This is a genomic window from Escherichia sp. E10V10 (assembly GCF_004211985.1).
Lineage (GTDB): Bacteria > Pseudomonadota > Gammaproteobacteria > Enterobacterales > Enterobacteriaceae > Escherichia.
This window is the reverse complement of record NZ_RHJO01000010.1, coordinates 18,019-43,359: the sequence shown is the minus strand read 5'-3', so window position 1 is coordinate 43,359 and position 25,341 is coordinate 18,019. Positions and strand designations below refer to the sequence as shown.

Genomic DNA, 25,341 nt, shown 5'->3' with positions numbered 1-25,341 from the left:
GCTTCTAAAAATATCAAACCAACAAATCAGATAAATAATTTATCAATAAACAATGAACTTTAAGCCATTCAATTTTTGACAGCTCAACCAAATCAACAAAAACAATAATTGAAGATTATAAATAAAAATTAAAAATATTTGCAGTGAATATAAAATCATTGCTATTTCTATTACAAAGATGTCCTGACCTCTCTTTCGTTCTCTTCTTATCAACATCGCGACAACTTTCGTAAAACACTCCCGCCCAGCATCAGGTATACTGTGCACCTTAATTCCACAAACATCAGGCAGACCATGACAGACTTAATCCAACGCCCTCGTCGCCTGCGCAAATCTCCTGCGCTGCGCGCTATGTTTGAAGAGACAACACTTAGCCTTAACGACCTGGTGTTGCCGATCTTTGTTGAAGAAGAAATTGACGACTACAAAGCCGTTGAAGCTATGCCCGGCGTGATGCGCATTCCAGAGAAACATCTGGCGCGTGAAATCGAACGCATCGCCAACGCCGGTATTCGTTCGGTGATGACTTTCGGCATCTCTCACCATACTGATGAAACCGGCAGTGATGCCTGGCGGGAAGATGGTCTGGTGGCGCGTATGTCGCGCATCTGCAAGCAGACCGTGCCTGAAATGATCGTCATGTCAGACACCTGTTTCTGTGAATACACTTCTCACGGACACTGCGGCGTGTTGTGCGATCACGGTGTCGACAACGACGCAACCCTGGTGAATTTAGGCAAACAAGCGGTGGTTGCAGCTGCTGCCGGTGCTGACTTCATCGCCCCTTCCGCTGCAATGGACGGTCAGGTGCAGGCGATTCGCCAGGCGCTGGACGCTGCGGGCTTTACCGACACCGCGATCATGTCGTATTCGACCAAGTTCGCCTCCTCCTTTTATGGTCCGTTCCGTGAAGCGGCCGGAAGCGCATTAAAAGGCGATCGCAAAAGCTATCAGATGAACCCAATGAACCGTCGTGAGGCGATTCGTGAGTCACTGCTGGATGAAGCCCAGGGCGCAGACTGCCTGATGGTTAAACCAGCTGGTGCGTACCTCGACATCGTGCGTGAGCTGCGTGAACGTACTGAATTGCCGATTGGCGCGTATCAGGTGAGCGGTGAGTACGCGATGATTAAATTCGCCGCACTGGCAGGTGCTATAGATGAAGAGAAAGTGGTGCTCGAAAGCTTAGGTTCGATTAAGCGTGCGGGTGCGGATCTGATTTTCAGCTACTTTGCGCTGGATCTGGCTGAGAAGAAGATTCTGCGTTAATGATCATTATGCCGGGTTATCCCAACCCGGCATTTCCCCTTCACCCCGCCCGATAAAATGGTTTATCCCCGAGAATCGTCGCGCGATGCATAATCCGCCGCTGTGGCAAATAATCGGCATTAGCATAGTGCTGAGTCACGCGGTTATCCCAAATCGCAATATCATTCGGTTGCCAGCGCCAACGCACCTGAAACTCCGGTTTGGTGATATGGGCAAACAAAAAGCCTAACAAGGCTTCGCTCTCTTTCTCGCTGACATCGACAATTCGCGTAGTAAAGCCTTCATTCACAAACAGCGCCTGTTTGCCGCTCACCGGATGAGTACGCACCACTGGATGTAACAACGGCGGATTCTTCGCGGCCGCCTCGCGCCAACGTTGATGTTCCTCTTCGGTTTTGCGGTACTTGTATTCCGGGAACGATTTACGGAAATCATGCTCCGCGCGCAGCCCGCTCAAAAGCTGGCGGAAGGGAACAGAGAGCGCCTCATAGGCGGCAATACCGCTGGTCCAGAGCGTATCGCCACCGGTCGATGGCAACTCTTTCGCTGCGAGAATCGCCCCTGCTGGCGGCGTCTCAATAAATGTCACATCGGTGTGCCAGTTGTCGTTATCAGGCGGATTATCGTTATGGGTGTCCAGTACGATGATCTCGTCAACCCCTTCGGCATGAGGATAAACAGGGTGAATATGCAGTTCGCCAAAACGCTGAGCCAGCGCACGTTGCTGCTGTGGCGTTATCGCCTGTTCACGCAGAAAAACCACCTGATGACGCAGCACCGCATGGTAAAGCTGTTCAAATTGATTATCGCTTAACGGGCGCGTCAGGTCGGCACCCGAAATTTGTGCGCCAATATACGGCCCCAGCGGGGTAATGCTCAGACGTTCACTCATTGTACTTCTCCATGCCAGGGCGTCAGGCGGCGTTGTAACGCACGCAGACCCAGTTCTAAAAGAAAGGCGATAATCGCAATCACCGCGATCCCCGCCAGCACCACGTCAGTCGCGAGGAATTCACCTGCTGACTGGACCATAAAACCTAAGCCTCGCGTTGCGGCAATCAGCTCCGCCGCCACCAACGTAGACCAACCCACACCCAGACCAATGCGTAATCCGGTGAGGATTTCCGGCAGCGCGCCAGGCAAAATGACAAACCACAGCACCTGTATACGGCTGGCCCCCAGCGACTGGGCGGCACGAATGCGAACCTGCTGCACGCTTTTCACCCCCGCCAGCGCCGACATCGCCACCGGTGCAAAAATCGCTAAATAGATCAGTAAGATCTTCGACGTCTCGCCAATACCAAACCAGATCACCATCAGCGGCAAATAGGCCAGCGGCGGCACCGGACGATAAAGCTCGATTACCGGATCCAGAATGCCGCGTACCGTAGGGCTAAGTCCCATCGCGATCCCGACCGGAATACCGATCAACACCGCTGCAAATAGCGCCAGCATAATGCGCGTCAGGCTGGCAGCCAGATGCTGCCACAGCGTGGCGTCCATAAAGCCTTGCGGTCCGGCAATGGTGAGCAGTTTTTCCAGTACCTGTTGCGGCGGCGGCAAAAACAGCGGGCTAATCAGTTGCAGCGTCGCCACCGTCCACCATACGGTGAGTAAAACCGCTAACGTACCAATGCTTAAGGTCACTTGCCGCGAGAGCGGCCAGCGCCATTTCAACCGACTCGAATGCAGTTTTTCGTTAATGAGCACACTCATGAGAACGCCTCCCGTTGCTCAAATACGCGGCTTAAAACATATTCGCGCATGGCAATAAACTGTGGATCGGACTTGATGCTGCGACTCGATTCTCCCGCAACAAAGCGGCGAGCGAAGTCGAGCGGAAGACGCTCCAGCACACGCCCTGGCCCTGGCGAAAGCAGAACCAGCTCGGTCGCCATAAACACCGCTTCCTCTATATCGTGAGTAATCAACAGTACCTGCTTGCCCGTCTCCTGCCAGAGTTTCAGCAACAAGGTTTGCATCTGGTCGCGGGTAAAGGCGTCCAGCGCGCCAAACGGCTCGTCGAGTAATAACAGTTGGGGATTTGCCGCCAGCGCGCGGGCAATCCCCACTCGCTGACGCTGGCCTCCAGAAAGCTGCCAAATGAAGCGTTTTTCTGCGCCTTCCAGACCTACTTTTTTCAGCATCTGGAGAGCAATTTCCAGACGCTGCATTTTCTCCATCCCCGCCAGTTGCAGACCGAACGCCACGTTATCCTGCACATTGCGCCACGGTAGCAATCCTTCATTCTGAAAAACCACGCCGCGTTCTGCTCCCGGTCCCTGAATGTGTTTGCCCGCCAGTTGAATGCTGCCGTGCTGATAAGGCACAAAACCAGCAATTAAATTCAGCAACGTGGTTTTGCCACAGCCGGACGGTCCCAGCACTACCAGCAGTTCGCGGCTTTCCAGCGTCAGGTTGATATCTTCCAGTGCTGGTTTGCCGCCATAATCGGCGTCAAGATGAGAGATTTGCAGCATCTGCGCCTCCTTTTATTGCACGAAGCGAGAGGTAACGTACTGGCTGTAATCATTCGCCACGGCGGGGACTTTACCCTGATCTTTCAAAAACTGGGCAGTGTCGATGATCGCTTTGTTCACCGGTCCGGTCAGTTCTGCCGTTTGCTGCTGCGGCGTCAGATAGGTGTTTCCCTTCACCAGCCCCGGTACGTCACCTTCCGGCACGCCGCTTAAGCGCGCCAGTTTGCTGATGTTTTCCGGCTGTTTCAGCCACGCGTCTGGGTTAGCAATGTATGGTTGCTGAGCATCGATGGCGCTTTTAGCGAACGCTTTCACGACCTCAGGATGTTTCTCGGCAAAATCTTTCCGCACTACCCAGACGTCCAGCGTCGGCGCGCCCCACTGCCCGACCTGTTCAGAATCGGTCAGCACCTTGCCGTCTTTTTCCAGGGCGTTAACCGCAGGCGCCCAGACATAAGCGCCATCGATATCTCCCCGTTGCCAGGCGGCGATAATCGCGGGCGGCTGCAGGTTCACTATCTCCACTTGCCCAGGTTTAATGCCCCAGTGTTTCAGCGCCGCCAGCAGGCTGTAGTGTGTCGTGGAGATAAACGGCACGGCGATACGTTTACCAATCAAGTCTTCCGGTTTGCTGATGGTTTTCTTTACCACCAACGCCTCGGAGTTGCCCAGTTTTGACGCCAGCAAGAAGACTTCAATCGGCACCTGTTGGCTGGCAGCTACCGCCAATGGGCTGGAACCAAGATTACCGATTTGCACATCGCCCGAGGCCAAGGCCCGCACGATGCTGGCCCCGCTGTCAAACTTACGCCAGTCCACCGTCGCCCCGCTCTCTTTGGCAAAGGTGTTATCAGCCTGTGCGACTTTCGCTGGTTCGGCGGAGGTTTGATAGGCCACAGTGACGTTCACCGCCTGCGCCTGAAAAGCGATGAATGCCAGTGCGGCAAGAAGTGTGTTACGCGATGAAATTGCCATGATTGTCTGCTCCCCTGTCTTGTTATGGGAGCAGTATTCGCGGACAAAGACATTTGATAAAAGAATTAGTCGTTATGGTACAGATGATTTTATTCTTAGCAAAAAAACAGCAAAGGAAAGGTTAATTATGCAATTGGCATCATCTCACAACTCGGGGAAATTGCTGCACTGCATTTTATTGATGCATAAAAAGTCAGATTACGAGATTTACTATCTTCTTATTTTTATTAAAACCAAAATATATGATAAAGTTATTATATTCGCATTAAATATACTACTGTATTGTTTTTCGCCCACTGCATATTACATTCACAACATTTATATAAACAATATCCGTTCATTGAACATATTTTTTAAATGCAATTAATTGACAAACTAATTCACATCTAAATACAATGCGCAAAAGAAAATAACTATACATAGCAAACACACAAAAACCTAACATATGAACTACGTAAAAAAAACTTTACCCTGTCGATTTTCAGCCCCTCATAGCATCCTGGCACTAAGTTATTAGCAACTTTCATTACGTATAAATTTTAACGTCTGCTTGCGCCAGAGATTACGTCTCTGCGCGTATCGCTGCGCTTGCAGTATAATAATTAAAATGGAGTGTCATTAAGTGGATAAGGTTTTAAATTCTGCTCTCCTTTCTTCAAAAAATAAAAAGAAAGGTATTCTTGCTATTGGCGCACACCCTGACGATATAGAATTAGGCTGCGGCGCATCGCTCGCTCGTCTTGCGCAAAAAGGAATTTATATTGCTGCCGTAGTTATGACTACCGGCAATTCTGGTACCGATGGAATAATCGATCGCCACGCAGAGTCACGCGAAGCCCTAAAGATATTAGGATGCCAGCAGACTATTCATCTTAATTTTGCTGATACCCGTGCTCATTTACATCTCAATGATATGATTACCGCCCTGGAAAATATCATTAAGTCTCAAATTCCGTCTGATGTTGAAATCATTCGTGTCTATACCATGCATGATGCCGACCGCCATCAGGATCATCTGGCCGTTTATCAGGCGTCAATGGTGGCCTGTCGGGCAATTCCTCAAATTCTCGGCTACGAAACGCCAAGTACCTGGCTTTCATTTATGCCCCAGGTTTTTGAATCCGTGGAAGAGAAATATTTTTCTATAAAACTAAACGCGTTACAAAAACATAAAAGTCAGAGTCTGCGTGATTATATGCGCCCGGAACGTTTGCGTGCTGTCGCACAATTTCGCGGACAACAGGTCAATAGCGACCTGGGTGAAGGCTTTGTTATTCATAAAATGATTCTTTGAGCAGATTGCATGAAAACCTGGATCTTTATATGTATGGCCGTAGCAATATTACTATGGTTCCTGAGTACGTTAAGGCGTAAGCCCAGCCAAAAAAAAGGCTGTATTGACGCAATTATTCCTGCCTATAACGAAGGCCCTTGTCTGGCTCAGTCGCTGGAAAATCTGCTACACAACCCTTATTTTTGCCAGGTAATTTGCGTTAACGACGGCTCCACTGATAATACCGAAGCAGTCATGGCAGAAGTAAAACGTAAATGGGGCGACCGCTTTGTTGCCGTCACGCAAAAAAATACCGGTAAAGGTGGTGCGCTAATGAATGGCCTCAACTACGCCACCTGCGACCAGGTTTTTTTAAGCGATGCCGATACTTACGTCCCGCCCGATAAAAACGGCATGGGCTATATGTTGGCGGAAATTGAGCGCGGCGCTGACGCCGTAGGCGGCATTCCCTCCACCGCGTTAAAAGGCGCTGGCCTGCTGCCGCACATCCGCGCGACGGTGAAGTTGCCAATGATCGTTATGAAGCGCACGCTACAGCAACTATTGGGTGGTGCGCCGTTTATTGTCAGCGGAGCCTGCGGGATGTTTCGCACCGATGTGCTGCGTAAATTTGGTTTCTCTGATCGTACCAAAGTCGAAGACCTCGACCTTACCTGGACGTTGGTGGCTAATGGCTACCGTGTTCGTCAAGCGAATCGCTGCATCGTTTATCCGCAGGAATGCAATAGTCCGCTTGATGAATGGCGACGCTGGCGGCGCTGGATTGTGGGCTACGCGGTATGTATGCGCCTACATAAAAAACTTTTATTTAGCCGCTTTGGCATATTCAGTATTTTCCCCATGCTGCTGGTTGTGCTTTATGGCGTTGGGATTTATCTCACTACCTGGTTTAATGAATTCATCGCCACCGGGCCACATGGCGTAATATTGGCAATGTTTCCACTTATCTGGGTCGGCGTAGTTTGTGTTATTGGTGCTTTTAGCGCCTGGTTTCATCGTTGCTGGTTATTGGTGCCTTTAGCGCCTTTTTCCGTTGTGTATGTATTATTAGCTTATGCCATCTGGATTATTTATGGACTTATTGCCTTTTTTACTGGACGCGAACCTCAGCGCGACAAACCCACTCGTTATACCGCACTGGTGGAAGCGCCAACCGCTTATTCCAACTCTTCTGTCGCAGGAACTGAAAAGCTATCTGAAGCTTAATGTTAAAGAGAAAAATATTCAGATTGCAGACCAGGTAATTATTGATGAGAGTGCTGGTGAAGTTATTATTGGCACCAATACCCGTATTTGCCACGGTGCAGTGATTCAAGGACCGGTAGTGATTGGCGCAAATTGCCTGATTGGCAATTATGCTTTTATTCGCCCCAACACGGTAATCAGCAATGGTGTAAAAATTGGTTTTGCCACAGAAATAAAAAATGCGGTTATTGAAGCGGAAGCAACGATTGGTCCGCAATGTTTTATTGCCGACTCGGTGGTAGCAAGCGGGGCATATTTAGGCGCGCTGGTGCGTACCAGTAATCATCGTCTGGATGAACAGCCAGTATCGGTTCGCACCGCGGAAGGTACTATCGCTACCGGATGCGATAAATTAGGTTGTTATATTGGTCGGCGTTCACGACTTGGTGTGCAGGTTATTATTTTACCGGGGCGAATTATTTCTCCGAATACACAGCTTGGTCCACGCGTTATTGTAGAACGTAATTTACCTACCGGAAATTACTCACTCCGGCAAGAACTTATCCGTACAGGAGATTAAAATGATAAAACGGACGTTATTAGCGGCAGCAGTCTTTAGCGCATTGCCCGCTTATGCCGGGTTAACATCTATTACCGCAGGCTACGATTTTACCGATTATTCTGGCGATCATGGTAACCGTAATTTAGCGTATGCCGAACTGATCGCAAAGGTTGAAAACGCAACACTGCTTTTCAATCTTTCCCAGGGACGTCGAGATTACGAGACTGAAAGTTTCAATGCCACACGCGGCCAGGGTGCTGTCTGGTATAAATGGAATAACTGGCTGACGACCCGAACGGGTATTGCATTTGCGGATAATACGCCGGTCTTTGCCCGCCAGGATTTTCGTCAGGATATTAACCTGGCCCTGCTGCCAAAAACGGCGTTTACGACCGGTTATCGCTACACCAAATATTACGATGACGTTGACGTTAATGCCTGGCAGGGTGGCGTTTCGCTTTATACCGGCCCGGTGATCACCAGCTATCGCTATACCCATTATGACTCAAGCGATGCGGGCGGCAGTTACAGCAATATGATTTCCCTGCGCCTGAACGATACGCGCGGCGGTGGTTATACCCAGCTTTGGCTAACTCGCGGGACCGGAGCTTACACTTATGACTGGTCGCCAGAGACACGACACGGCAGTATGAAGAGCGTCAGTTTACAGCGTATTCAGCCTTTAACAGAGCAACTTAATTTGGGGCTGACGGCAGGTAAAGTGTGGTACGACACCCCAACCGATGATTATGACGGCTTGCAACTCGCAGCCCATCTGACCTGGAAATTTTGATTCCTTCTGCCGCCCGCTATCCAGGGCGGCCTTCCCTGCCGATTAGCGCCCAAACACTTTCCTTTTCGTTTTCCGCCCACATTCACCGGATAAATTTTATTCTCCAGTGTTATATACTATAGGGGGGTATGCATTGGCATATAGCATACCCCCCTATAGTATATTGCGTGCAGATGATGAGGTGCGAAATGCCCAGTACTCCGGAAGAGAAGAAAAAGGTCCTTACTCGAGTTCGTCGTATTCGGGGGCAGATTGATGCTCTGGAACGGTCGCTGGAGGGTGATGCCGAATGCCGTGCCATACTCCAACAGATAGCCGCCGTTCGGGGCGCGGCTAACGGGCTGATGGCAGAAGTGCTTGAAAGCCATATCCGGGAAACGTTTGACCGAAATGACTGCTACAGCCGTGAAGTCAGCCAATCCGTTGACGACACTATTGAACTGGTTCGAGCCTATCTTAAATAGCTGAATCTATTACCATATTGAGGAAGAGCGAAAGATGAAATCACGTGCTGCCGTTGCATTTGCTCCCGGTAAACCGCTGGAAATCGTTGAAATTGACGTTGCACCACCGAAAAAAGGTGAAGTGCTGATCAAAGTTACCCATACCGGCGTTTGCCATACCGACGCATTTACCCTCTCCGGCTATGACCCGGAAGGTGTATTCCCGGTCGTTCTTGGTCACGAAGGGGCTGGCGTTGTGGTTGAAGTCGGTGAAGGCGTAACCAGCGTCAAACCTGGCGACCATGTGATTCCACTTTATACCGCAGAGTGCGGCGAGTGTGAGTTCTGTCGTTCCGGCAAAACCAACCTCTGTGTCGCGGTTCGCGAAACCCAGGGCAAAGGCCTGATGCCAGACGGCACCACCCGTTTTTCTTACAACGGGCAGCCGCTTTATCACTACATGGGCTGTTCCACATTCAGTGAATACACCGTGGTTGCGGAAGTGTCTCTGGCCAAAATTAATCCAGAAGCAAACCATGAACACGTCTGCCTGCTGGGCTGTGGCGTGACCACCGGCATTGGCGCGGTGCATAATACTGCTAAAGTCCAGCCAGGTGATTCTGTTGCCGTGTTTGGTCTTGGCGCGATTGGTCTGGCAGTGGTTCAGGGCGCTCGTCAGGCGAAAGCGGGACGGATTATCGCTATTGATACGAACCCGAAGAAATTCGATCTGGCGCGTCGCTTCGGTGCCACCGACTGCATTAACCCGAATGACTACGACAAACCGATTAAAGATGTCCTGCTGGATATCAACAAATGGGGTATCGACCATACCTTCGAGTGCATCGGTAACGTCAATGTGATGCGTGCGGCGCTGGAAAGTGCGCACCGCGGCTGGGGTCAGTCGGTGATCATCGGGGTAGCAGGTTCCGGTCAGGAAATTTCAACGCGCCCATTCCAGTTGGTCACCGGTCGCGTATGGAAAGGTTCCGCGTTTGGTGGCGTGAAAGGTCGTTCCCAGTTACCGGGTATGGTTGAAGATGCGATGAAAGGTGATATCGACCTGGAACCGTTTGTTACGCATACCATGAGCCTGGATGAAATTAATGACGCCTTTGATCTGATGCATGAAGGCAAATCCATTCGAACCGTAATTCGTTACTAATTTCCCGCAGGTTTACCCCGTCCAGTTCAGACGAGGTTCTTAATACCGTCCCCGGGCAGCCGTCCGGGGAATTAACCGTGAGATAATGACTGATGGAACTCATTGAAAAACATGCCAGCTTTGGCGGCTGGCAAAATGTGTATCGGCATTATTCCCAATCACTGAAATGTGAAATGAATGTCGGCGTCTATCTCCCACCAAAAGCCGCGAATGAAAAATTGCCGGTGCTGTACTGGCTTTCGGGCCTGACCTGCAACGAGCAGAATTTCATTACCAAATCGGGAATGCAGCGTTACGCGGCTGAACACAACATTATTGTTGTTGTGCCGGACACCAGTCCGCGAGGCAGTCATGTCGCAGATGCCGACCGTTACGATCTCGGGCAAGGTGCTGGGTTTTACCTGAACGCGACGCAAGCGCCGTGGAAAGAGCATTACAAAATGTATGACTATATCCGCAGCGAGCTGCCGGATTTAGTGATGCAACATTTTCCGGCAACGGCCAGAAAGTCTATTTCAGGTCATTCTATGGGCGGGCTGGGCGCGCTGGTACTGGCGTTACGTAATCCAGATGAATATGTCAGCGTCTCGGCGTTTTCGCCCATTGTTTCCCCTTCGCAAGTACCGTGGGGCCAGCAAGCCTTTGCCACATATCTTGGTGAAAATAAAGAAACCTGGTTGGATTACGATCCGGTGAGCCTTATTTCACAAGGTCAACGCGTTGCGGAAATCATGGTTGATCAGGGGTTGAGTGATGATTTTTACGCGGAACAGTTGCGGACTCAAAATCTTGAAAAGGTCTGTCAGGAGATGAATATCAAGGCGTTAATCCGTTATCACGAAGGTTACGACCACAGCTATTATTTTGTCTCCAGTTTTATTGGCGAGCATATTGCCTACCACGCCAATAAATTGAATATGCGTTGAGCATTTGCGCACGACTGCCGGATGCGGCGTGAACGCCTTATCCGGCCTACATTTCGCCCATAAACCGTAGGCCTGATAAGACGCGAAAAGCGTCGCATCAGGCATCTGCGCACGACTGTCGGATGCGGCGTAAACGCCTTATCCGGCCCACATTTCGCTCGTAAACCGTAGGCCTGATAAGACGCGCAAAGCGTCGCATCAGGCATCTGCGCACGGCTTATCTATGTTTACCACATCAAATCATCAGGCACTTTGAAGTCGGCATACGGATCATCTTCATTCTGCTCTTCGGCGCTGAGTGCACTATGCAACACAATACTGCTGGCATCGCGCTGAGCAATTTTATCGGCAACGCTGGCGGGAATAATGGCGTATTCACCTTCGCTATTGTTATCGGCCAACAAGCGGGCAATCGCCAGACGACCATTAATCAACTGCGCCTGTGTGAGCTTATCAACAAAAATCTTCTTAATCAGATTACCATCGGTAAAGTTAAAACCAATATCGCCATTGGCAATGGTGATTCGGTTCATTTCAATAAGCTGCTTCACCTGGGCTTTATATTCTTTCGCCAACGCCGCTTGTTTTTGTTGCTCGCTAAGCTGTTTATCACGCTCAAGCTGTGCCTTTTTATTTTCTTCTACCGCCGCCCGAGCTTCACGCGCCTGAACGCGCGATTTTTTCGCCGTTCTCTCGACCTTCGCCGCTTTTTTGCTGGTGACTAATCCTGCTTTGAGCAACTGCTCTTGTAAGGTAAGTTTTGCCATCTTTGTTTCCAAACCCGCTGAATAATTTTTAGCGAGTATACCTGTAAACGCCGTAGGTGTATTGAGGGCAAGTCCCTTTCGCCCCTGCTTAATAAGGCGCGTCAGGCATCGGCGCACGCCTGCATTCTTGATTTCCGACTCATCAAAATAAACACCGCCAACCCAGCAACAAGAATACCCGGCGCAGAAGCGGCCATTACCCCAACCGTGCCAGTGCCTAATGCCAGCATTTTCCCGGCCAGCAATGGGCCGCTCATGGCCCCCAGACGCCCTACCGCCACGGCTGTTCCCACACCTGTTGCGCGGATCTGCGAGCTGTAAAACAACGGTGCCAGGGCATACAAAACGCTTTGCCCACCTGTCGCAAACAACCCCGCGACAAATCCCGCCAGCAACATACCGTTAAATGACGACACCGTTCCCAGCGCCAACAGCGAAGCTAACATGCCGCTATAAATCAGTAGCGACATGGTTACTGGACGCAGCTTATCCATCAATGCACCCAACATTAACGTCCCGCTTGCCGCACCCATTTGCAGTGCAAACATCACCCCTGCCGCCTGCGATGGCTGGAATCCTTGCTCCACCAAAAGCAGCGGTAGCCAGTTGATCAACATGTAGACCACCAGCAGAGTGAAGAAATAACACAACCACAGCAGCAGCGTCGCGGTTGCCGTTTCTGGCGCAAATAACGCACGCAGTGGAGGCGCGGCCTGTTTTTCGCCAGCGAAAACCGCCGACTCTGGCAGCCAGCGCATTAATAGCGGCACCAGAATCAACGGCACCACACCACCTACCCAAAACACCGTTTGCCATGCTAAGTTTGCCCCCGCGAAACCCAGTGTCGCCGCCAGCGCCGCGCCAATGGGGACACCGCAATACATCAGGCTCACTGCCGTCCCACGAAAACGTGGCCCCGCGGCTTCAGACGTCAGGGCGATCAGATTCGGCAACGCCGCCCCCAGCCCGACACCGGTCATCAGCCGTGCAAAGACCAGTGATGGGAAATCCCAGGCAATAGCCGTTGCCAGCGAGAACAAACCAAACAGCGCAACTGAGCTAATCAAAATACGCTTACGACCATAACGGTCCGCCAGCATTCCGCCAACCAGCGCGCCGGGTAGCAAACCGAGTATTCCGGCGCTGAATATCCAGCCCATTTGCATTTTATCGAGTGCGAAAGCCTGTGCGATGCCACCCGCCGCAATGCCAGCCGCCTGAAGATCCAGCCCTTCCATCAGGGCAACCAAAAAACAAAGCCCGATGGTCAGCATCAGGCGGGATGAAGATGATGAAGGGGTACGAGTCGACATAAGATGAACCTCGTTGTGAGTGCAGGTGAATCGCGGCTGATACATTGCCAGCCGCGTAATCAGAACCATTTAATGACTGCCTACGGGCGAAATGTAGGCCGGATAAGGCGTTCACGCCGCATCCGGCAGTCGTGCACCATGCCTGATGCGACGCTAACGCGTCTTATCAGGCCTACAAATTCTCGCGCCATCCGTAGGCCGGATAAGGCGTTTGCGCCGCATCCGGCAGTCGTGCACCATACCTGATGCGACGCTGACGCGTCTTATCAGGCCTACAAATTCTCGCGCCATCCGTAGGCCGGATAAGGCGTTCACGCCGCATCCGGCAGTCGTGCACCATGCCTGATGCGACGCTAACGCGTCTTATCAGGCCTACAAATTCCCGCGCCATCCGTAGGCCGGATAAGGCGTTTACGCCGCATCCGGCAGTCGTGTGCAGATGCCTGATGCGACGCTTGCGCGTCTTATCATGCCTGGGATGGACATACAAAATGCACGTTCTCGGCAGTCATCATTATTTGTTGTTGCGCAGATCAAGCGCCACGTCGACGATCATATCCTCCTGGCCGCCAACCATCCGGCGTTTGCCCAGCTCAACGAGAATATCCACCGCGCTTAAGCCATAACGCGCCGCCGCCGTTTCGCAGTGACGCAGGAAGCTGGAGTAAACGCCAGCGTATCCCAGCGCCAGCGTTTCGCGATCAACTCGTACCGGACGATCCTGCAACGGACGCACCAGGTCGTCAGCGGCATCCATTAACGCATAGAGATCGGTCCCATGCTGCCAGCCCAGTTTATCCGCGGCGGCAATAAACACTTCCAGCGGCGCGTTACCTGCGCCCGCTCCCATTCCCGCGAGGCTGGCGTCGATTCGGTCACAGCCCTCTTCCACCGCCGCGATAGAGTTCGCCACGCCAAGACTCAGGTTATGGTGAGCGTGCATGCCGGTTTGCGTTTCTGGTTTCAGCACTGCTTTCAGGGCGCGGAAACGGTCACGGATATCGCTCATGTTCATCGCACCGCCAGAATCCACCACATAAATACAGGTCGCACCGTAGCCTTCCATCAGCTTTGCCTGCTTCGCGAGATTTTCCGGCGTGGTCATATGGCTCATCATCAGAAAACCAACGGTGTCCATTCCGAGCTCGCGGGCATACTGAATATGCTGGGCGGAAACATCAGCTTCGGTACAGTGCGTAGCCACACGAACCACCCGCGCGCCAGCCTGCCAGGCATTTTTCAGATCGTGAATAGTGCCGATGCCTGGCAGCAACAACGTCGCGATTTTGGCGTGCTTCACCACATCCGCCGCCGCTTCAATCCATTCAAGGTCGCTATGTGCGCCGAAACCATAGTTAAAGCTGGAACCCTGCAAACCGTCGCCATGGGCCACTTCAATCGAATCCACGCGAGCATCATCCAGTGCTTTGGCAATCTGCCGAACGTTTTCCAGCGAATACTGATGACGAATGGCGTGCATACCGTCACGCAACGTGACGTCCGAAATATAAAGTTTTTTACCGTTCATGCCGCTTCTCCTGCCTTGCGCGCCAGTGACTGGGCCATTTTTTCCGCTGTCGCCAGCGCACTGGAAGTCATAATGTCGAGGTTGCCCGCATAGGCAGGCAGATAATGCGCTGCGCCTTCGACTTCCAGCCAGACCGCCGTTTTCAGCCCGGAGAACTGCCCCACGCCCGGCAAATTAACCGGTTTATCCTGCGGGATAACTTCAAACTGCACGCGCTGTTTCAGGCGATATCCCGGTACGTAAGCCTGCACCGCCTCAGCCATTTCATTGATTGAGGCTTCGATATCATCTTGTGAAGCTTCGTCGCTCAATACATACACCGTGTCACGCATCATCAACGGTGGCTCTGCTGGGTTAAGCACGATAATCGCCTTCCCTTTTGCCGCGCCGCCCACCACTTCAATGGCGCGCGACGTGGTTTCCGTAAATTCATCGATATTGGCACGCGTGCCAGGTCCGGCAGATTTACTGGCGATAGAAGCGATAATTTCGGCGTAATGAACACGCGCCACACGTGAAACTGCCGCCACCATTGGAATGGTGGCCTGGCCGCCGCAGGTGACCATGTTGACGTTCAGTTGTTCGACATTCGCATCAAGGTTAACCACCGGCACACAGTAAGGGCCGATGGCAGCAGGCGTCAGGTCGATTAAGCGAATATCCGGTTTCGCTTCGCGCAAAGCGGCATCGTTTTTCACATGCGCACCGGCGCTGGTCGCATCAAACACAATATCGATATCAGCAAATTCAGGCATGTTCATCAGCCCGATAACCCCTTCATGGGTGGTGGCGACGCCCATACGTCTGGCACGCGCCAGACCGTCGGACTGAGGATCAATGCCAACCATCACCGCCATCTCCAGATGCTGGCCGTGACGCAAAATTTTAATCATCAGATCGGTGCCAATATTGCCAGAACCGATAATGGCGACTTTACGCTTACTCATGACAGACTTCCTTTTGGGGCTGCGCTTGAAAATGTCGCAGCAACTGACCCTATACCTTCAATATGGGCTTCAAAACGATCGCCCGCATTTACCGCCACCATCGGACCTAATGCCCCGGTAAGAATGATATCTCCAGCGCGCAGCGGTTGACCCAGGCTGGCCATTTTGCGTGCCAGCCAGACAGCGGCATTAAGCGGATGCCCCAGGCATTCGCTGCCGCGCCCGCTGGAAACCTCTTCGTTATTACGCGTCATCTTCATGGCGCAGTTTTTCAGATCTAACCCCGCCAGACGTTGCGCCGGACCGCCGATGACATACACCCCGCAGGAGGCGTTATCTGCCACGGTATCGACAAACTGAATCGACCAGTCGCGGATGCGGCTACCCACCACTTCCAGCGCCGGAAGTACCCATTCAATGGCGTTATACAGTTCGTTAAACGTGGTATCGGTCGCAGGCAAATCGCGGTTCAAAACCAGTGCGATCTCCGCTTCAATGCGGGGTTGCAAGACGCGGGAAAAAGGAATGGTTTCATTATCGCCATAACACATGTCGGCAAATAACGTCCCAAAATCCGGTTGATCAACGCCCAGCTGTTGTTGCACTTTCGGATGCGTCAGTCCCACTTTGCGCCCCACCACTCGCCGCCCCTGAGCGACGTCATGTTGCACATTGATGCGCTGAATGGCGTAGGCAGCTTTCGCGTTTTCAATACCAATCAGATCGCGCAGCGGCGCAATCGCTTCGCCCTGCTCTGCGGCGCGGCGTAAATCCGCCGCCAGTTGCTCAAGAGTATGCTTCGTCATGACCATTCCTTAAGGGCGTGCGAGGAAATTCAGCACCAGTTGATTGAAAGCGTCGGCATGTTCCCACTGCGCCCAGTGACCACAGTCGCGGAAGATATGCAGTTCAGAACCGGCAATGCCGGACAGCAGACGCAGACCCGCATCCATCGGCACAAAACGGTCGTTGCGCCCCCAGACAATCAGGGTTTGTGCTTTGATTTCCGCCAGACGTGGGCCAAAATCCGGGAACTGTTTCGGATTGGCTTCCAGGCTCTTAACGAAGTTTTCCAGGTGATCGCGACGCGACAGCATATTATTCAGGCGCGCTTCAAACAGGGCGTCGGTCAAATCGCTGGTATCAAAAACGAAGATATCCATCATCAGCTTCAGGTTTTCGATAGTAGGCTGGCAATAAAGCTGATTCAGTCGCTTAATACCTTCGGTTGGCATCGGCGTAAACAAACTCATGCCGCCCGTACCGCCGCCCATCAGCACCAGTTTGCCGACGCGCTCCGGCCAGTTAAGAGTGAACGCCACAGAACTGTGGCCGCCCATCGAGTTGCCCAGCAAGTGGATTTTGGCGATATCCAGTTGATCCACCACGCTTTTCAGGATTCGTGCATTAAGATCCGATCGCGAACCACTATTAACGATCGCATCGCTCTTACCCCAGCCCGGACAATCCAACAGGATCACCCGATAGCCCGCCTCTACCAGCGGATCGATATTGCGGCTGAAGTTCGCCCAGCCAGTAGCACCGGGGCCGGAACCATGCAGCAGGACAACAGTTTCGTCGCCTTGTCCGCAGTCATTAAAATGGATGCGCAGCGTTTTACCCGCTTCTTCTACATTCAGAAAACGGCTGGTGGCGGCTTCGGTTTGTGGCTGATAACTCATCATCTTCTCCTGCATATTCAGTTCTCTGTTCTGGCGCTTAACGAGCCAAATCCGGCAATCCACTCCGGGATTGGGCGGTAATAACGCCCTTCGCTACGCCAGTTGCCAAACGCAGAAATAGCGGCAAAAGCGGCGACCCAGGTTTTGATTTCATGTGTCGACTTTCCGGCAATGGCGGAAAGCTCTTCGTTACTGACGGCATCCAGTTCCTGTATGCGACCCTGCTCCAGCAAAGTCATGAACTGGTTATCCCAAATCGGGTTGAGCGGATGCAGAGTTCTCTGATCCTCAACAAACTTCTCAGCGGCGCTGATCACCCGTTGCTGACGCAATTCACGCTCACTGGCGGGTAAATCTTTCCCGCTCCCCAACAAACGGTCGCGCATATGGGCATCGGCTTTCGCCAGTTCTGGCACCGGCGGCTGATGGGAAAGCCCACCGGACCCAAGGAACAGCACGCGTTTATTGAGAGTGCTGGTGAAACGTCCAATGGCTTCACCCAACAAACGGGTACGCTGGAAACCAGGCAAAGGCGTGGCGACGCCGTTGATGAAAACAGGCAGAACTGGCACCTTATCCAGCCCGCCGAGCAGGAACTCCAGCGGCTGGGCGAACCCGTGGTCTACCTGCATACAGTAAGAAACGGCAAGATCGATCCCGCTCTTCATGACGGCATGCGCACAGGCCTCCGCCAGCTCCACAGGCACGGGCAGCTCTCCTGCTGCACTGCCGAAATCACCAATTGCCGTCGCCCCAACGCCTAAACAGAACGGCGGCATCACGTCATAGAAAAAACCGTTGTAGTGATCTGGTGCAAACAGCACCACCAGTTCAGGGGAGAAAGCCGCAATACGCTCGCGGGCGCTGGCAATCACGCCATTGACCTCATCGAGTACCTCTTGCGCCGGGTCGACATACCCCACCAGCGGCGAATGGGAAAGACAGTGAAGATAAGCGTGCATATCAGGCTACCTTTTCGACAGAAACGTCGGCATCAGGGCGAGTCAGCGTCATCACCGACGCCAGTTTATTCAGCGTATTGCCCAGAGTTTGCGGAATGGCGGTGGCGGCAACAAAGCGATCCGGGCGCATCACCACCAGCGAAGCATTGTGTTGTGCGAACCAGCTACGCAGGCGACCTTGCGTATCGCCCACGCGTAGCACGCCGTCGTGGTTATCCTGTGCGGTATGTATTTGCACTTCCGGCACCACCTGAATGAAGCGTGTGCCCAACGCGCGCCACTGCTGGATTTGCTCGTCGCTCATCCCCCACAGTGGATTGCATCCCCAGCCAATTACCGCGAAGTTCGCGCCGATCGCGTTATCGAGCAGCGTCACGTCGCCGTTTTCCAGCGTGACTTTCGGCTGAATAAACATCTTGCCGACCGGAGAGTGCTTCGCTTCGCCCTCACGCACCAGCGCACCGCCGTAATATTGCGGCATCGGCTTGAAGCGCATTTCGAGGAAGTAGCGTTTTACTGGCGGCAGATAATTCAGTAGCCAGGAAACGCCATCACGTAACGTACCCTGCCAGCGTTTCGGCGGAGCCAGCACGTTGCCCGCCGTCACGGACAGGTCAATCATCGCTTTGGCGTGATCGCGACGTTCTTGTTGATAGGTATCGAGCAGCGCATCACGGGCTTTCCCCTGGATAACCAACGCCAGTTTCCAGGCGAGGTTAAAGGCGTCGCGCATACCGCTGTTATAGCCCTGCCCCTGCCACACCGGCATGATGTGCGCGGCATCGCCCGCCAGCAGTACGCGATCGATACGAAAACGTTGCGCCAGTCGCGCGTTGTGGGTGTAGACACGCTGGCGAACCAATTCAACATTGTCCGGATTAGGCAGCACTTTGCTTAACAGCTTGCGCATATTTTGCGGCTCACGCAGCTGTTCTTCGGTTTCTCCCGGCATCACCATAAATTCAAAGCGACGTACCGCATGAGGTAGCGCGGCAGAAACATACGGGCGCACCGGATCGCAACACAAATAGATGTGCGGCGTACTTAACGGATCGTTGGCGATATCCACCACAATCCACTGATTTGGCGCGGTTTTACCTTCAAACGGCACATTCAGGGTGCGACGGACAAAACTTGCCCCACCATCACAGGCCACCAGCCATTGGGCTTTGACCGTTTCCCGCTGCCCTTTTGCCGTTTTCAGGTGCAAGGTCACTTCGTCATCTTGCTGGCTGAAAGCCTCCAGTTCGCGGGAAAACAGGCAGCGTACATTCGGAAAACGCGACAACCCTTCCAGCATCACCGCATCGACCTGCGGCTGAATAAAGGCGTTACGGCGCGGCCAGCCAAATTCATCGGTCATTGGCTGAATATCAGCAAAACAGCGGCCTTTTGGGGTGAGAAAACGCATCGCGTGCCACGGCGTAGTGTGCGGCAGAACATTCTCGACCAGGCCAACCGACTGCATGGTGCGCAGCGCCTCGTCATCAATACCAATCGCACGCGGGTAGTCGATCAACTTATCGAGTTTCTCCACCACCAGCACGTCAATGCCCATCTGACCGAGATAGTTCGCCATCATCAGCCCGACCGGACCGGCACCTGCGATCGCCACCTGAACGCTATGGTTAACAGCAGGCTGGATGTCAGGGTGTTGTATTGCCATTTCAGTACCTCACGACTCGGACAAAATGCCGTTGCGCGCACAGTACAGCGCAACTTATTTTGTTAAAAACATGTAAATGGTTTTTTATTGTTCGCTCAGTATAGGAAGGGTGTTTTCGGCTACAATCAAAACATGCCCGAATGTGCACCAGGTGCACAACGTTGTTTTAACTATAGAAATGTCAATTAATATGCAGAACAATGAGCAGACGGAATACAAAACCGTGCGCGGATTAACCCGCGGTCTAATGTTATTAAATATGTTAAATAAACTTGACGGCGGTGCCAGCGTCGGGCTGCTGGCGGAACTCAGCGGTCTGCATCGCACCACTGTGCGGCGACTGCTGGAGACGTTACTGGAAGAGGGATATGTCCGGCGCAGTACCTCCGATGACAGTTTTCGTCTGACCATCAAAGTGCGGCAATTAAGTGAAGGGTTTCGTGACGAACAGTGGATTTCTGCACTGGCGGCCCCGCTGCTGGGCGATCTGTTGCGCGAAGTGGTATGGCCGACAGATGTGTCCACGCTGGATGTTGACGCAATGGTGGTACGCGAAACCACCCACCGTTTCAGTCGCTTATCCTTTCACCGGGCAATGGTCGGGCGGCGTTTACCGCTCCTGAAAACCGCCTCGGGCCTGACCTGGCTGGCCTTTTGCCCGGAAAAAGAACGCCAGGCGTTAATCGAAATGTTAGCCGCCCGCCCCGGTGATGACTATCAACTGGCACGGGAACCGTTAAAGCTGGAAGCCATTCTGGCGCGCGCACGCAAAGAGGGGTACGGGCAGAACTACCGCGGCTGGGATCAAGAAGAAAAGATCGCCTCCATTGCCGTACCGCTGCGCAGTGAACAACGGGTGATTGGCTGCCTGAATCTGGTGTATATGGCCAGTGCGATGACCATCGAACAGGCGGCAGAAAAACATCTTCCGGCGCTGCAACGGGTAGCAAAACAGATTGAAGAAGGGGTTGAATCGCAGGCTATTCTGGTGGCCGGAAGACGAAGCGGCGTGCATTTGCGTTAACGCCGCCGAATGGCGAAAAACCTTCCGTGGTATGGCATGATAGCACTCGGAAGAAAGTGAATTCAGGGTGGTGAATGTGAAACCAGTAACGCTATACGATGTCGCAGAGTATGCCGGAGTCTCTTATCAGACCGTTTCCCGCGTGGTGAATCAGGCCAGCCACGTTTCTGCGAAAACGCGGGAAAAAGTGGAAGCGGCAATGGCGGAGCTGAATTACATTCCCAACCGCGTGGCACAACAACTGGCGGGCAAACAGTCGTTGCTGATTGGCGTTGCCACCTCCAGCCTGGCCCTGCACGCACCGTCACAAATTGTCGCGGCGATTAAATCCCGCGCCGACCAACTGGGTGCCAGCGTGGTGGTGTCGATGGTAGAACGAAGCGGCGTCGATGCCTGTAAAGCGGCGGTACACAATCTTCTCGCGCAACGTGTCAGCGGTCTGATCATCAACTATCCGCTAGATGAACAGGATGCCATTGCTGTGAAAGCCGCCTGTGGTAACGTGCCAGCGTTATTCCTTGATGTCTCCGACCAGGTCCCCATCAACAGTATTATTTTTTCCCATGAAGACGGTACGCGGCTTGGCGTGGAGCATTTGATCGCATTAGGTCACCAGCAAATCGCGCTATTAGCGGGCCCATTAAGTTCTGTCTCGGCGCGTCTGCGTCTGGCGGGCTGGCACAAATATCTCAAACACCATCAAATTCAGCCGATAGCAGAACGGGAAGGCGACTGGAGCGCCATGTCCGGTTTTCAACAAACCATGCAGATGCTGAATGAGGGGATCATTCCCACCGCGATGCTGGTTGCCAACGATCAGATGGCGTTGGGCGCAATGCGCGCCATTACCGAGTTCGGGCTGCGCGTCGGCGCGGATATCTCGGTAGTGGGATACGACGATACCGAAGACAGCTCATGTTATATCCCGCCGTTAACCACCATCAAACAGGATTTTCGTCTGCTGGGGAAAACCAGCGTAGACCGCTTGCTGCAACTTTCTCAGGGGCAGGCGGTGAAGGGAAATCAGCTACTGCCCGTCTCACTGGTGAAAAGAAAAACCACCCTGCCACCCAATACGCAAACCGCCTCTCCCCGCGCGTTGGCCGATTCATTAATGCAGCTGGCAAGGCAAATTTCCCGTCTGGAAAGCGGACAGTGAGCGCAACGCAATTAATGTGAGTCAGCTCACTCATTAGGTTCCCCAGGCTTTACACTCTATGCGTCAGGCTCGTATGTTGTATGAAATTGTGAGCGGATAACAATTTCACACAGGATACAGCTATGACCATGATTACGGATTCACTGGCCGTCGTATTACAACGTCGTGACTGGGAAAACCCTGGCGTTACACAACTTAATCGCCTTGCGGCACATCCCCCTTTCGCCAGCTGGCGTAATAGCGAAGAAGCCCGCACCGATCGCCCTTCCCCGCAGTTGCGCAGCCTGAATGGTGAGTGGCAATTTGTCTGGTTTCCGGCACCAGAAGCGGTGCCGGAAAGCTGGCTGGAGTGCGATCTTCCTGACGCCGATACTGTCGTCGTCCCCTCAAACTGGCAGATGCACGGTTACGACGCGCCCATCTACACCAACGTGACCTATCCCATTGTGGTCAATCCGCCATTTGTTCCCACGGAGAATCCGACAGGCTGTTACTCGCTCACATTTAATGTTGATGAAAGCTGGCTACAGGAAGGCCAGACGCGAATTATTTTTGATGGCGTTAACTCGGCGTTTCATCTGTGGTGCAACGGTCGCTGGGTCGGTTACGGCCAGGACAGCCGTTTGCCGTCTGAATTTGACCTGAGCGCCTTTTTACACGCCGGAGAAAACCGCCTCGCCGTTATGGTGCTGCGCTGGAGCGACGGCAGTTATCTGGAAGATCAGGATATGTGGCGGATGAGCGGCATTTTCCGTGACGTCTCGTTGCTGCATAAACCGACCACACAAATCAGCGATTTCCATGTTGCCACTCGCTTTAATGATGATTTCAGCCGCGCTGTACTGGAGGCTGAAGTTCAGATGTGCGGCGAGTTGCGCGATGAGCTACGGGTGACGGTTTCTTTGTGGCAGGGTGAAACGCAGGTCGCCAGCGGCACCGCGCCTTTCGGCGGTGAAATTATCGATGAACGTGGTGGTTATGCCGATCGCGTCACCCTACGTCTGAACGTCGAAAACCCGGCGCTGTGGAGCGCCGAAATCCCGAATCTCTATCGTGCGGTGGTTGAACTGCACACCGCCGACGGCACGCTGATTGAAGCAGAAGCCTGCGATGTCGGTTTCCGCGAGGTGCGGATTGAAAATGGCCTGCTGCTGCTGAACGGCAAGCCGTTGCTGATTCGCGGCGTTAACCGTCACGAGCATCATCCTCTGCATGGTCAGGTCATGGATGAGCAGACGATGATGCAGGATATCCTGCTGATGAAGCAGAACAACTTTAACGCCGTGCGCTGTTCGCATTATCCGAACCATCCACTGTGGTACACGCTGTGCGACCGCTACGGCCTGTATGTGGTGGATGAAGCCAACATTGAAACCCACGGCATGGTACCAATGAATCGTCTGACTGATGATCCGCGCTGGTTACCCGCGATGAGCGAACGCGTAACGCGAATGGTGCAGCGCGATCGTAATCACCCGAGTGTGATCATCTGGTCGCTGGGGAATGAATCAGGCCGCGGCGCTAATCACGACGCACTCTATCGCTGGATAAAATCTGTCGATCCTTCCCGCCCGGTACAGTATGAAGGCGGCGGAGCCGACACCATGGCCACCGATATTATTTGCCCGATGTACGCGCGCGTGGATGAAGACCAGCCCTTCCCGGCTGTGCCGAAATGGTCCATCAAAAAATGGCTTTCGCTGCCTGGAGAGACGCGCCCACTGATCCTTTGCGAATACGCCCACGCGATGGGTAACAGTCTTGGCGGCTTCGCTAAATACTGGCAGGCGTTTCGTCAGTACCCCCGTTTACAGGGCGGCTTCGTCTGGGACTGGGTGGATCAGTCGCTGATTAAATATGATGAAAACGGTAATCCGTGGTCGGCTTACGGCGGTGATTTTGGCGATACGCCAAACGATCGCCAGTTCTGCATGAACGGTCTGGTCTTTGCCGACCGCACGCCGCATCCGGCGCTGACAGAAGCAAAACACCAGCAGCAGTTTTTCCAGTTCCGTTTATCCGGGCGAACCATCGAAGTGACCAGCGAATACCTGTTCCGTCATAGCGATAACGAGCTCCTGCACTGGATGGTGGCGCTGGATGGCAAGCCGCTGGCAAGCGGTGAAGTGCCTCTGGATGTCGCTCCACAAGGTAAACAGGTGATTGAACTGCCTGAACTACCGCAGCCGGAGAGCGCCGGGCAACTCTGGCTCACAGTACGCGTAGTACAACCGAACGCGACCGCATGGTCAGAAGCCGGACACATCAGCGCCTGGCAACAGTGGCGACTGGCGGAAAACCTCAGCGTGACACTCCCCTACGCGTCCCACGCCATCCCGCAACTGACCACCAGCGAAACGGATTTTTGCATCGAGCTGGGTAATAAGCGTTGGCAATTTAACCGCCAGTCAGGCTTTCTTTCACAGATGTGGATTGGCGATGAAAAACAACTGCTGACGCCGCTGCGCGATCAGTTCACCCGTGCACCGCTGGATAACGACATTGGCGTAAGTGAAGCGACCCGCATTGACCCTAACGCCTGGGTCGAACGCTGGAAGGCGGCGGGCCATTACCAGGCCGAAGCGGCGTTGTTGCAGTGCACGGCAGATACACTTGCCGACGCGGTGCTGATTACCACTGTCCACGCCTGGCAGCATCAGGGGAAAACCTTATTTATCAGCCGGAAAACCTACCGTATCGATGGACACGGTGAGATGGTCGTCAGTGTGGATGTTGAAGTAGCGAGCGATACACCTCATCCGGCGCGGATTGGCCTGACCTGCCAGCTGGCGCAGGTCGCAGGGCGGGTAAACTGGCTCGGATTAGGGCCGCAAGAAAACTATCCCGACCGCCTTACTGCGGCCTGTTTTGACCGCTGGGATCTGCCATTGTCAGACATGTATACCCCGTACGTCTTCCCGAGCGAAAACGGTCTGCGCTGCGGGACGCGCGAATTGAATTATGGCCCACACCAGTGGCGCGGCGACTTCCAGTTCAACATCAGCCGCTACAGCCAACAACAACTGATGGAAACCAGCCATCGCCATCTGCTGCACGCGGAAGAAGGCACATGGCTGAATATCGACGGTTTCCATATGGGGATTGGTGGCGACGACTCCTGGAGCCCGTCAGTGTCGGCAGAATTTCAACTGAGCGCAGGTCGCTATCATTACCAGTTGATCTGGTGCCAAAAATAATAAT

General features: G+C 53.1%; 23 protein-coding genes. 11 read left to right on the top strand and 12 right to left on the bottom strand.

Going from position 1 to position 25,341, the window contains the following annotated elements:
• Positions 1 to 294 precede the first annotated feature (294 nt).
• Positions 295 to 1,269, top strand: a complete 975-nt coding sequence (hemB, locus tag D9736_RS13715; protein WP_130206167.1) for a porphobilinogen synthase — start codon at positions 295 to 297, stop codon at positions 1,267 to 1,269.
• Positions 1,270 to 1,309: 40 nt separating this feature from the next.
• On the opposite strand, the gene tauD is transcribed toward hemB, so the two are convergent.
• The 4 genes from tauD to tauA are packed head-to-tail and all read right to left on the bottom strand — an operon-like array spanning position 1,310 to position 4,724.
• The gene (gene tauD, locus D9736_RS13710) at positions 1,310 to 2,161 is read right to left on the bottom strand and encodes a taurine dioxygenase (protein WP_130258525.1); all 852 of its coding nucleotides are present in this window, start codon (positions 2,159 to 2,161) and stop codon (positions 1,310 to 1,312) included.
• A complete protein-coding gene (gene tauC / locus D9736_RS13705; RefSeq protein ID WP_130258524.1) occupies positions 2,158 to 2,985 on the bottom strand; it encodes a taurine ABC transporter permease TauC in 828 nt (275 codons plus the stop codon). The genes tauD and tauC overlap by 4 nt, the downstream gene beginning before the upstream one ends.
• A complete protein-coding gene (tauB, locus tag D9736_RS13700) occupies positions 2,982 to 3,749 on the bottom strand; it encodes a taurine ABC transporter ATP-binding subunit (protein ID WP_130258523.1) in 768 nt (255 codons plus the stop codon). Before tauB ends, tauC begins: the two co-directional genes overlap by 4 nt.
• Positions 3,750 to 3,761: 12 nt before the next feature.
• The gene (gene tauA / locus D9736_RS13695; protein WP_001018415.1) at positions 3,762 to 4,724 is read right to left on the bottom strand and encodes a taurine ABC transporter substrate-binding protein; all 963 of its coding nucleotides are present in this window, start codon (positions 4,722 to 4,724) and stop codon (positions 3,762 to 3,764) included.
• A gap of 622 nt (positions 4,725 to 5,346) precedes the next feature.
• Here tauA and D9736_RS13690 point away from each other — a divergent pair.
• The 7 genes from D9736_RS13690 (at position 5,347) to fghA (ending at position 11,092) form a co-directional block, all read left to right on the top strand.
• Positions 5,347 to 6,018: a PIG-L deacetylase family protein gene (locus tag D9736_RS13690; protein ID WP_130258522.1), complete on the top strand. Its 672-nt coding sequence runs from the start codon at positions 5,347 to 5,349 to the stop codon at positions 6,016 to 6,018.
• 9 nt (positions 6,019 to 6,027) lie between these two features.
• Positions 6,028 to 7,224: a glycosyltransferase family 2 protein gene (locus D9736_RS13685; RefSeq protein ID WP_130258521.1), complete on the top strand. Its 1,197-nt coding sequence runs from the start codon at positions 6,028 to 6,030 to the stop codon at positions 7,222 to 7,224.
• Entirely contained in the window at positions 7,190 to 7,783 is a 594-nt protein-coding gene (locus D9736_RS13680; protein WP_240731131.1) for an acetyltransferase, read from the top strand. Before D9736_RS13685 ends, D9736_RS13680 begins: the two co-directional genes overlap by 35 nt.
• A gap of 1 nt (position 7,784) precedes the next feature.
• Complete coding sequence (locus D9736_RS13675) at positions 7,785 to 8,558, top strand: YaiO family outer membrane beta-barrel protein (RefSeq protein WP_130258520.1); 774 nt, start codon at positions 7,785 to 7,787, stop codon at positions 8,556 to 8,558.
• Between the two features lie 188 nt (positions 8,559 to 8,746).
• Positions 8,747 to 9,022 carry a formaldehyde-responsive transcriptional repressor FrmR gene (frmR, locus tag D9736_RS13670; RefSeq protein ID WP_001141271.1) on the top strand — a complete coding sequence of 92 codons (276 nt, stop codon included), beginning with the start codon at positions 8,747 to 8,749 and terminating at the stop codon, positions 9,020 to 9,022.
• Between the two features lie 34 nt (positions 9,023 to 9,056).
• Positions 9,057 to 10,166: an S-(hydroxymethyl)glutathione dehydrogenase gene (gene frmA, locus D9736_RS13665; protein WP_130258519.1), complete on the top strand. Its 1,110-nt coding sequence runs from the start codon at positions 9,057 to 9,059 to the stop codon at positions 10,164 to 10,166.
• A 92-nt stretch (positions 10,167 to 10,258) separates the two neighbouring features.
• Positions 10,259 to 11,092, top strand: coding sequence for an S-formylglutathione hydrolase (gene fghA, locus D9736_RS13660; RefSeq protein ID WP_130258518.1), 834 nt, complete (start codon positions 10,259 to 10,261; stop codon positions 11,090 to 11,092).
• Positions 11,093 to 11,319: 227 nt separating this feature from the next.
• On the opposite strand, the gene D9736_RS13655 is transcribed toward fghA, so the two are convergent.
• The 8 genes from D9736_RS13655 to D9736_RS13620 form a co-directional block, all read right to left on the bottom strand.
• Complete coding sequence (locus tag D9736_RS13655; RefSeq protein ID WP_130206149.1) at positions 11,320 to 11,859, bottom strand: DUF2058 domain-containing protein; 540 nt, start codon at positions 11,857 to 11,859, stop codon at positions 11,320 to 11,322.
• A 101-nt stretch (positions 11,860 to 11,960) separates the two neighbouring features.
• Positions 11,961 to 13,172: a 3-(3-hydroxy-phenyl)propionate transporter MhpT gene (gene mhpT, locus D9736_RS13650; protein ID WP_130258517.1), complete on the bottom strand. Its 1,212-nt coding sequence runs from the start codon at positions 13,170 to 13,172 to the stop codon at positions 11,961 to 11,963.
• A 514-nt stretch (positions 13,173 to 13,686) separates the two neighbouring features.
• Entirely contained in the window at positions 13,687 to 14,700 is a 1,014-nt protein-coding gene (gene mhpE / locus D9736_RS13645) for a 4-hydroxy-2-oxovalerate aldolase (RefSeq protein WP_001013507.1), read from the bottom strand.
• Positions 14,697 to 15,647 (bottom strand): acetaldehyde dehydrogenase, encoded by a 951-nt coding sequence (mhpF, locus tag D9736_RS13640; RefSeq protein ID WP_000044308.1) that lies wholly within the window; start codon positions 15,645 to 15,647, stop codon positions 14,697 to 14,699. Before mhpF ends, mhpE begins: the two co-directional genes overlap by 4 nt.
• On the bottom strand, positions 15,644 to 16,453 hold the full coding sequence (gene mhpD / locus D9736_RS13635; RefSeq protein WP_130258516.1) for a 2-keto-4-pentenoate hydratase: 810 nt from the start codon (positions 16,451 to 16,453) through the stop codon (positions 15,644 to 15,646). The genes mhpF and mhpD overlap by 4 nt, the downstream gene beginning before the upstream one ends.
• 9 nt (positions 16,454 to 16,462) lie before the next feature.
• Positions 16,463 to 17,329, bottom strand: a complete 867-nt coding sequence (gene mhpC, locus D9736_RS13630; RefSeq protein WP_130215607.1) for a 2-hydroxy-6-oxonona-2,4-dienedioate hydrolase — start codon at positions 17,327 to 17,329, stop codon at positions 16,463 to 16,465.
• 17 nt (positions 17,330 to 17,346) lie between these two features.
• Positions 17,347 to 18,291 (bottom strand): 2,3-dihydroxyphenylpropionate/2,3-dihydroxicinnamic acid 1,2-dioxygenase, encoded by a 945-nt coding sequence (mhpB, locus tag D9736_RS13625; protein WP_130215362.1) that lies wholly within the window; start codon positions 18,289 to 18,291, stop codon positions 17,347 to 17,349.
• A 1-nt stretch (position 18,292) separates the two neighbouring features.
• Positions 18,293 to 19,957, bottom strand: a complete 1,665-nt coding sequence (locus D9736_RS13620; protein ID WP_130258515.1) for a bifunctional 3-(3-hydroxy-phenyl)propionate/3-hydroxycinnamic acid hydroxylase — start codon at positions 19,955 to 19,957, stop codon at positions 18,293 to 18,295.
• Positions 19,958 to 20,147: 190 nt separating this feature from the next.
• On the opposite strand from D9736_RS13620, the gene D9736_RS13615 reads away from it, so the two are divergent.
• The 3 genes from D9736_RS13615 (at position 20,148) to lacZ (ending at position 25,337) form a co-directional block, all read left to right on the top strand.
• On the top strand, positions 20,148 to 20,981 hold the full coding sequence (locus D9736_RS13615; RefSeq protein WP_240779344.1) for a DNA-binding transcriptional regulator: 834 nt from the start codon (positions 20,148 to 20,150) through the stop codon (positions 20,979 to 20,981).
• A gap of 76 nt (positions 20,982 to 21,057) precedes the next feature.
• Entirely contained in the window at positions 21,058 to 22,140 is a 1,083-nt protein-coding gene (gene lacI, locus D9736_RS13610; RefSeq protein ID WP_130258513.1) for a DNA-binding transcriptional repressor LacI, read from the top strand.
• A 122-nt stretch (positions 22,141 to 22,262) separates the two neighbouring features.
• Positions 22,263 to 25,337: a beta-galactosidase gene (gene lacZ, locus D9736_RS13605; protein ID WP_130258512.1), complete on the top strand. Its 3,075-nt coding sequence runs from the start codon at positions 22,263 to 22,265 to the stop codon at positions 25,335 to 25,337.
• The last annotated feature ends 4 nt before the right edge of the window (positions 25,338 to 25,341 follow it).

What these genes read in the sequence shown, in the direction of transcription:
- hemB (WP_130206167.1), top strand. Translation starts at nt 295, where the DNA reads ATGACAGACTTAATCCAACGCCCTCGTCGCCTGCGCAAATCTCCTGCG.
- tauD (WP_130258525.1), bottom strand. Translation starts at nt 2,161, where the DNA reads ATGAGTGAACGTCTGAGCATTACCCCGCTGGGGCCGTATATTGGCGCA.
- tauC (WP_130258524.1), bottom strand. Translation starts at nt 2,985, where the DNA reads ATGAGTGTGCTCATTAACGAAAAACTGCATTCGAGTCGGTTGAAATGG.
- tauB (WP_130258523.1), bottom strand. Translation starts at nt 3,749, where the DNA reads ATGCTGCAAATCTCTCATCTTGACGCCGATTATGGCGGCAAACCAGCA.
- tauA (WP_001018415.1), bottom strand. Translation starts at nt 4,724, where the DNA reads ATGGCAATTTCATCGCGTAACACACTTCTTGCCGCACTGGCATTCATC.
- D9736_RS13685 (WP_130258521.1), top strand. Translation starts at nt 6,028, where the DNA reads ATGAAAACCTGGATCTTTATATGTATGGCCGTAGCAATATTACTATGG.
- D9736_RS13675 (WP_130258520.1), top strand. Translation starts at nt 7,785, where the DNA reads ATGATAAAACGGACGTTATTAGCGGCAGCAGTCTTTAGCGCATTGCCC.
- frmR (WP_001141271.1), top strand. Translation starts at nt 8,747, where the DNA reads ATGCCCAGTACTCCGGAAGAGAAGAAAAAGGTCCTTACTCGAGTTCGT.
- frmA (WP_130258519.1), top strand. Translation starts at nt 9,057, where the DNA reads ATGAAATCACGTGCTGCCGTTGCATTTGCTCCCGGTAAACCGCTGGAA.
- fghA (WP_130258518.1), top strand. Translation starts at nt 10,259, where the DNA reads ATGGAACTCATTGAAAAACATGCCAGCTTTGGCGGCTGGCAAAATGTG.
- D9736_RS13655 (WP_130206149.1), bottom strand. Translation starts at nt 11,859, where the DNA reads ATGGCAAAACTTACCTTACAAGAGCAGTTGCTCAAAGCAGGATTAGTC.
- mhpT (WP_130258517.1), bottom strand. Translation starts at nt 13,172, where the DNA reads ATGTCGACTCGTACCCCTTCATCATCTTCATCCCGCCTGATGCTGACC.
- mhpE (WP_001013507.1), bottom strand. Translation starts at nt 14,700, where the DNA reads ATGAACGGTAAAAAACTTTATATTTCGGACGTCACGTTGCGTGACGGT.
- mhpF (WP_000044308.1), bottom strand. Translation starts at nt 15,647, where the DNA reads ATGAGTAAGCGTAAAGTCGCCATTATCGGTTCTGGCAATATTGGCACC.
- mhpD (WP_130258516.1), bottom strand. Translation starts at nt 16,453, where the DNA reads ATGACGAAGCATACTCTTGAGCAACTGGCGGCGGATTTACGCCGCGCC.
- mhpC (WP_130215607.1), bottom strand. Translation starts at nt 17,329, where the DNA reads ATGAGTTATCAGCCACAAACCGAAGCCGCCACCAGCCGTTTTCTGAAT.
- mhpB (WP_130215362.1), bottom strand. Translation starts at nt 18,291, where the DNA reads ATGCACGCTTATCTTCACTGTCTTTCCCATTCGCCGCTGGTGGGGTAT.
- D9736_RS13620 (WP_130258515.1), bottom strand. Translation starts at nt 19,957, where the DNA reads ATGGCAATACAACACCCTGACATCCAGCCTGCTGTTAACCATAGCGTT.
- D9736_RS13615 (WP_240779344.1), top strand. Translation starts at nt 20,148, where the DNA reads ATGCAGAACAATGAGCAGACGGAATACAAAACCGTGCGCGGATTAACC.
- lacZ (WP_130258512.1), top strand. Translation starts at nt 22,263, where the DNA reads ATGACCATGATTACGGATTCACTGGCCGTCGTATTACAACGTCGTGAC.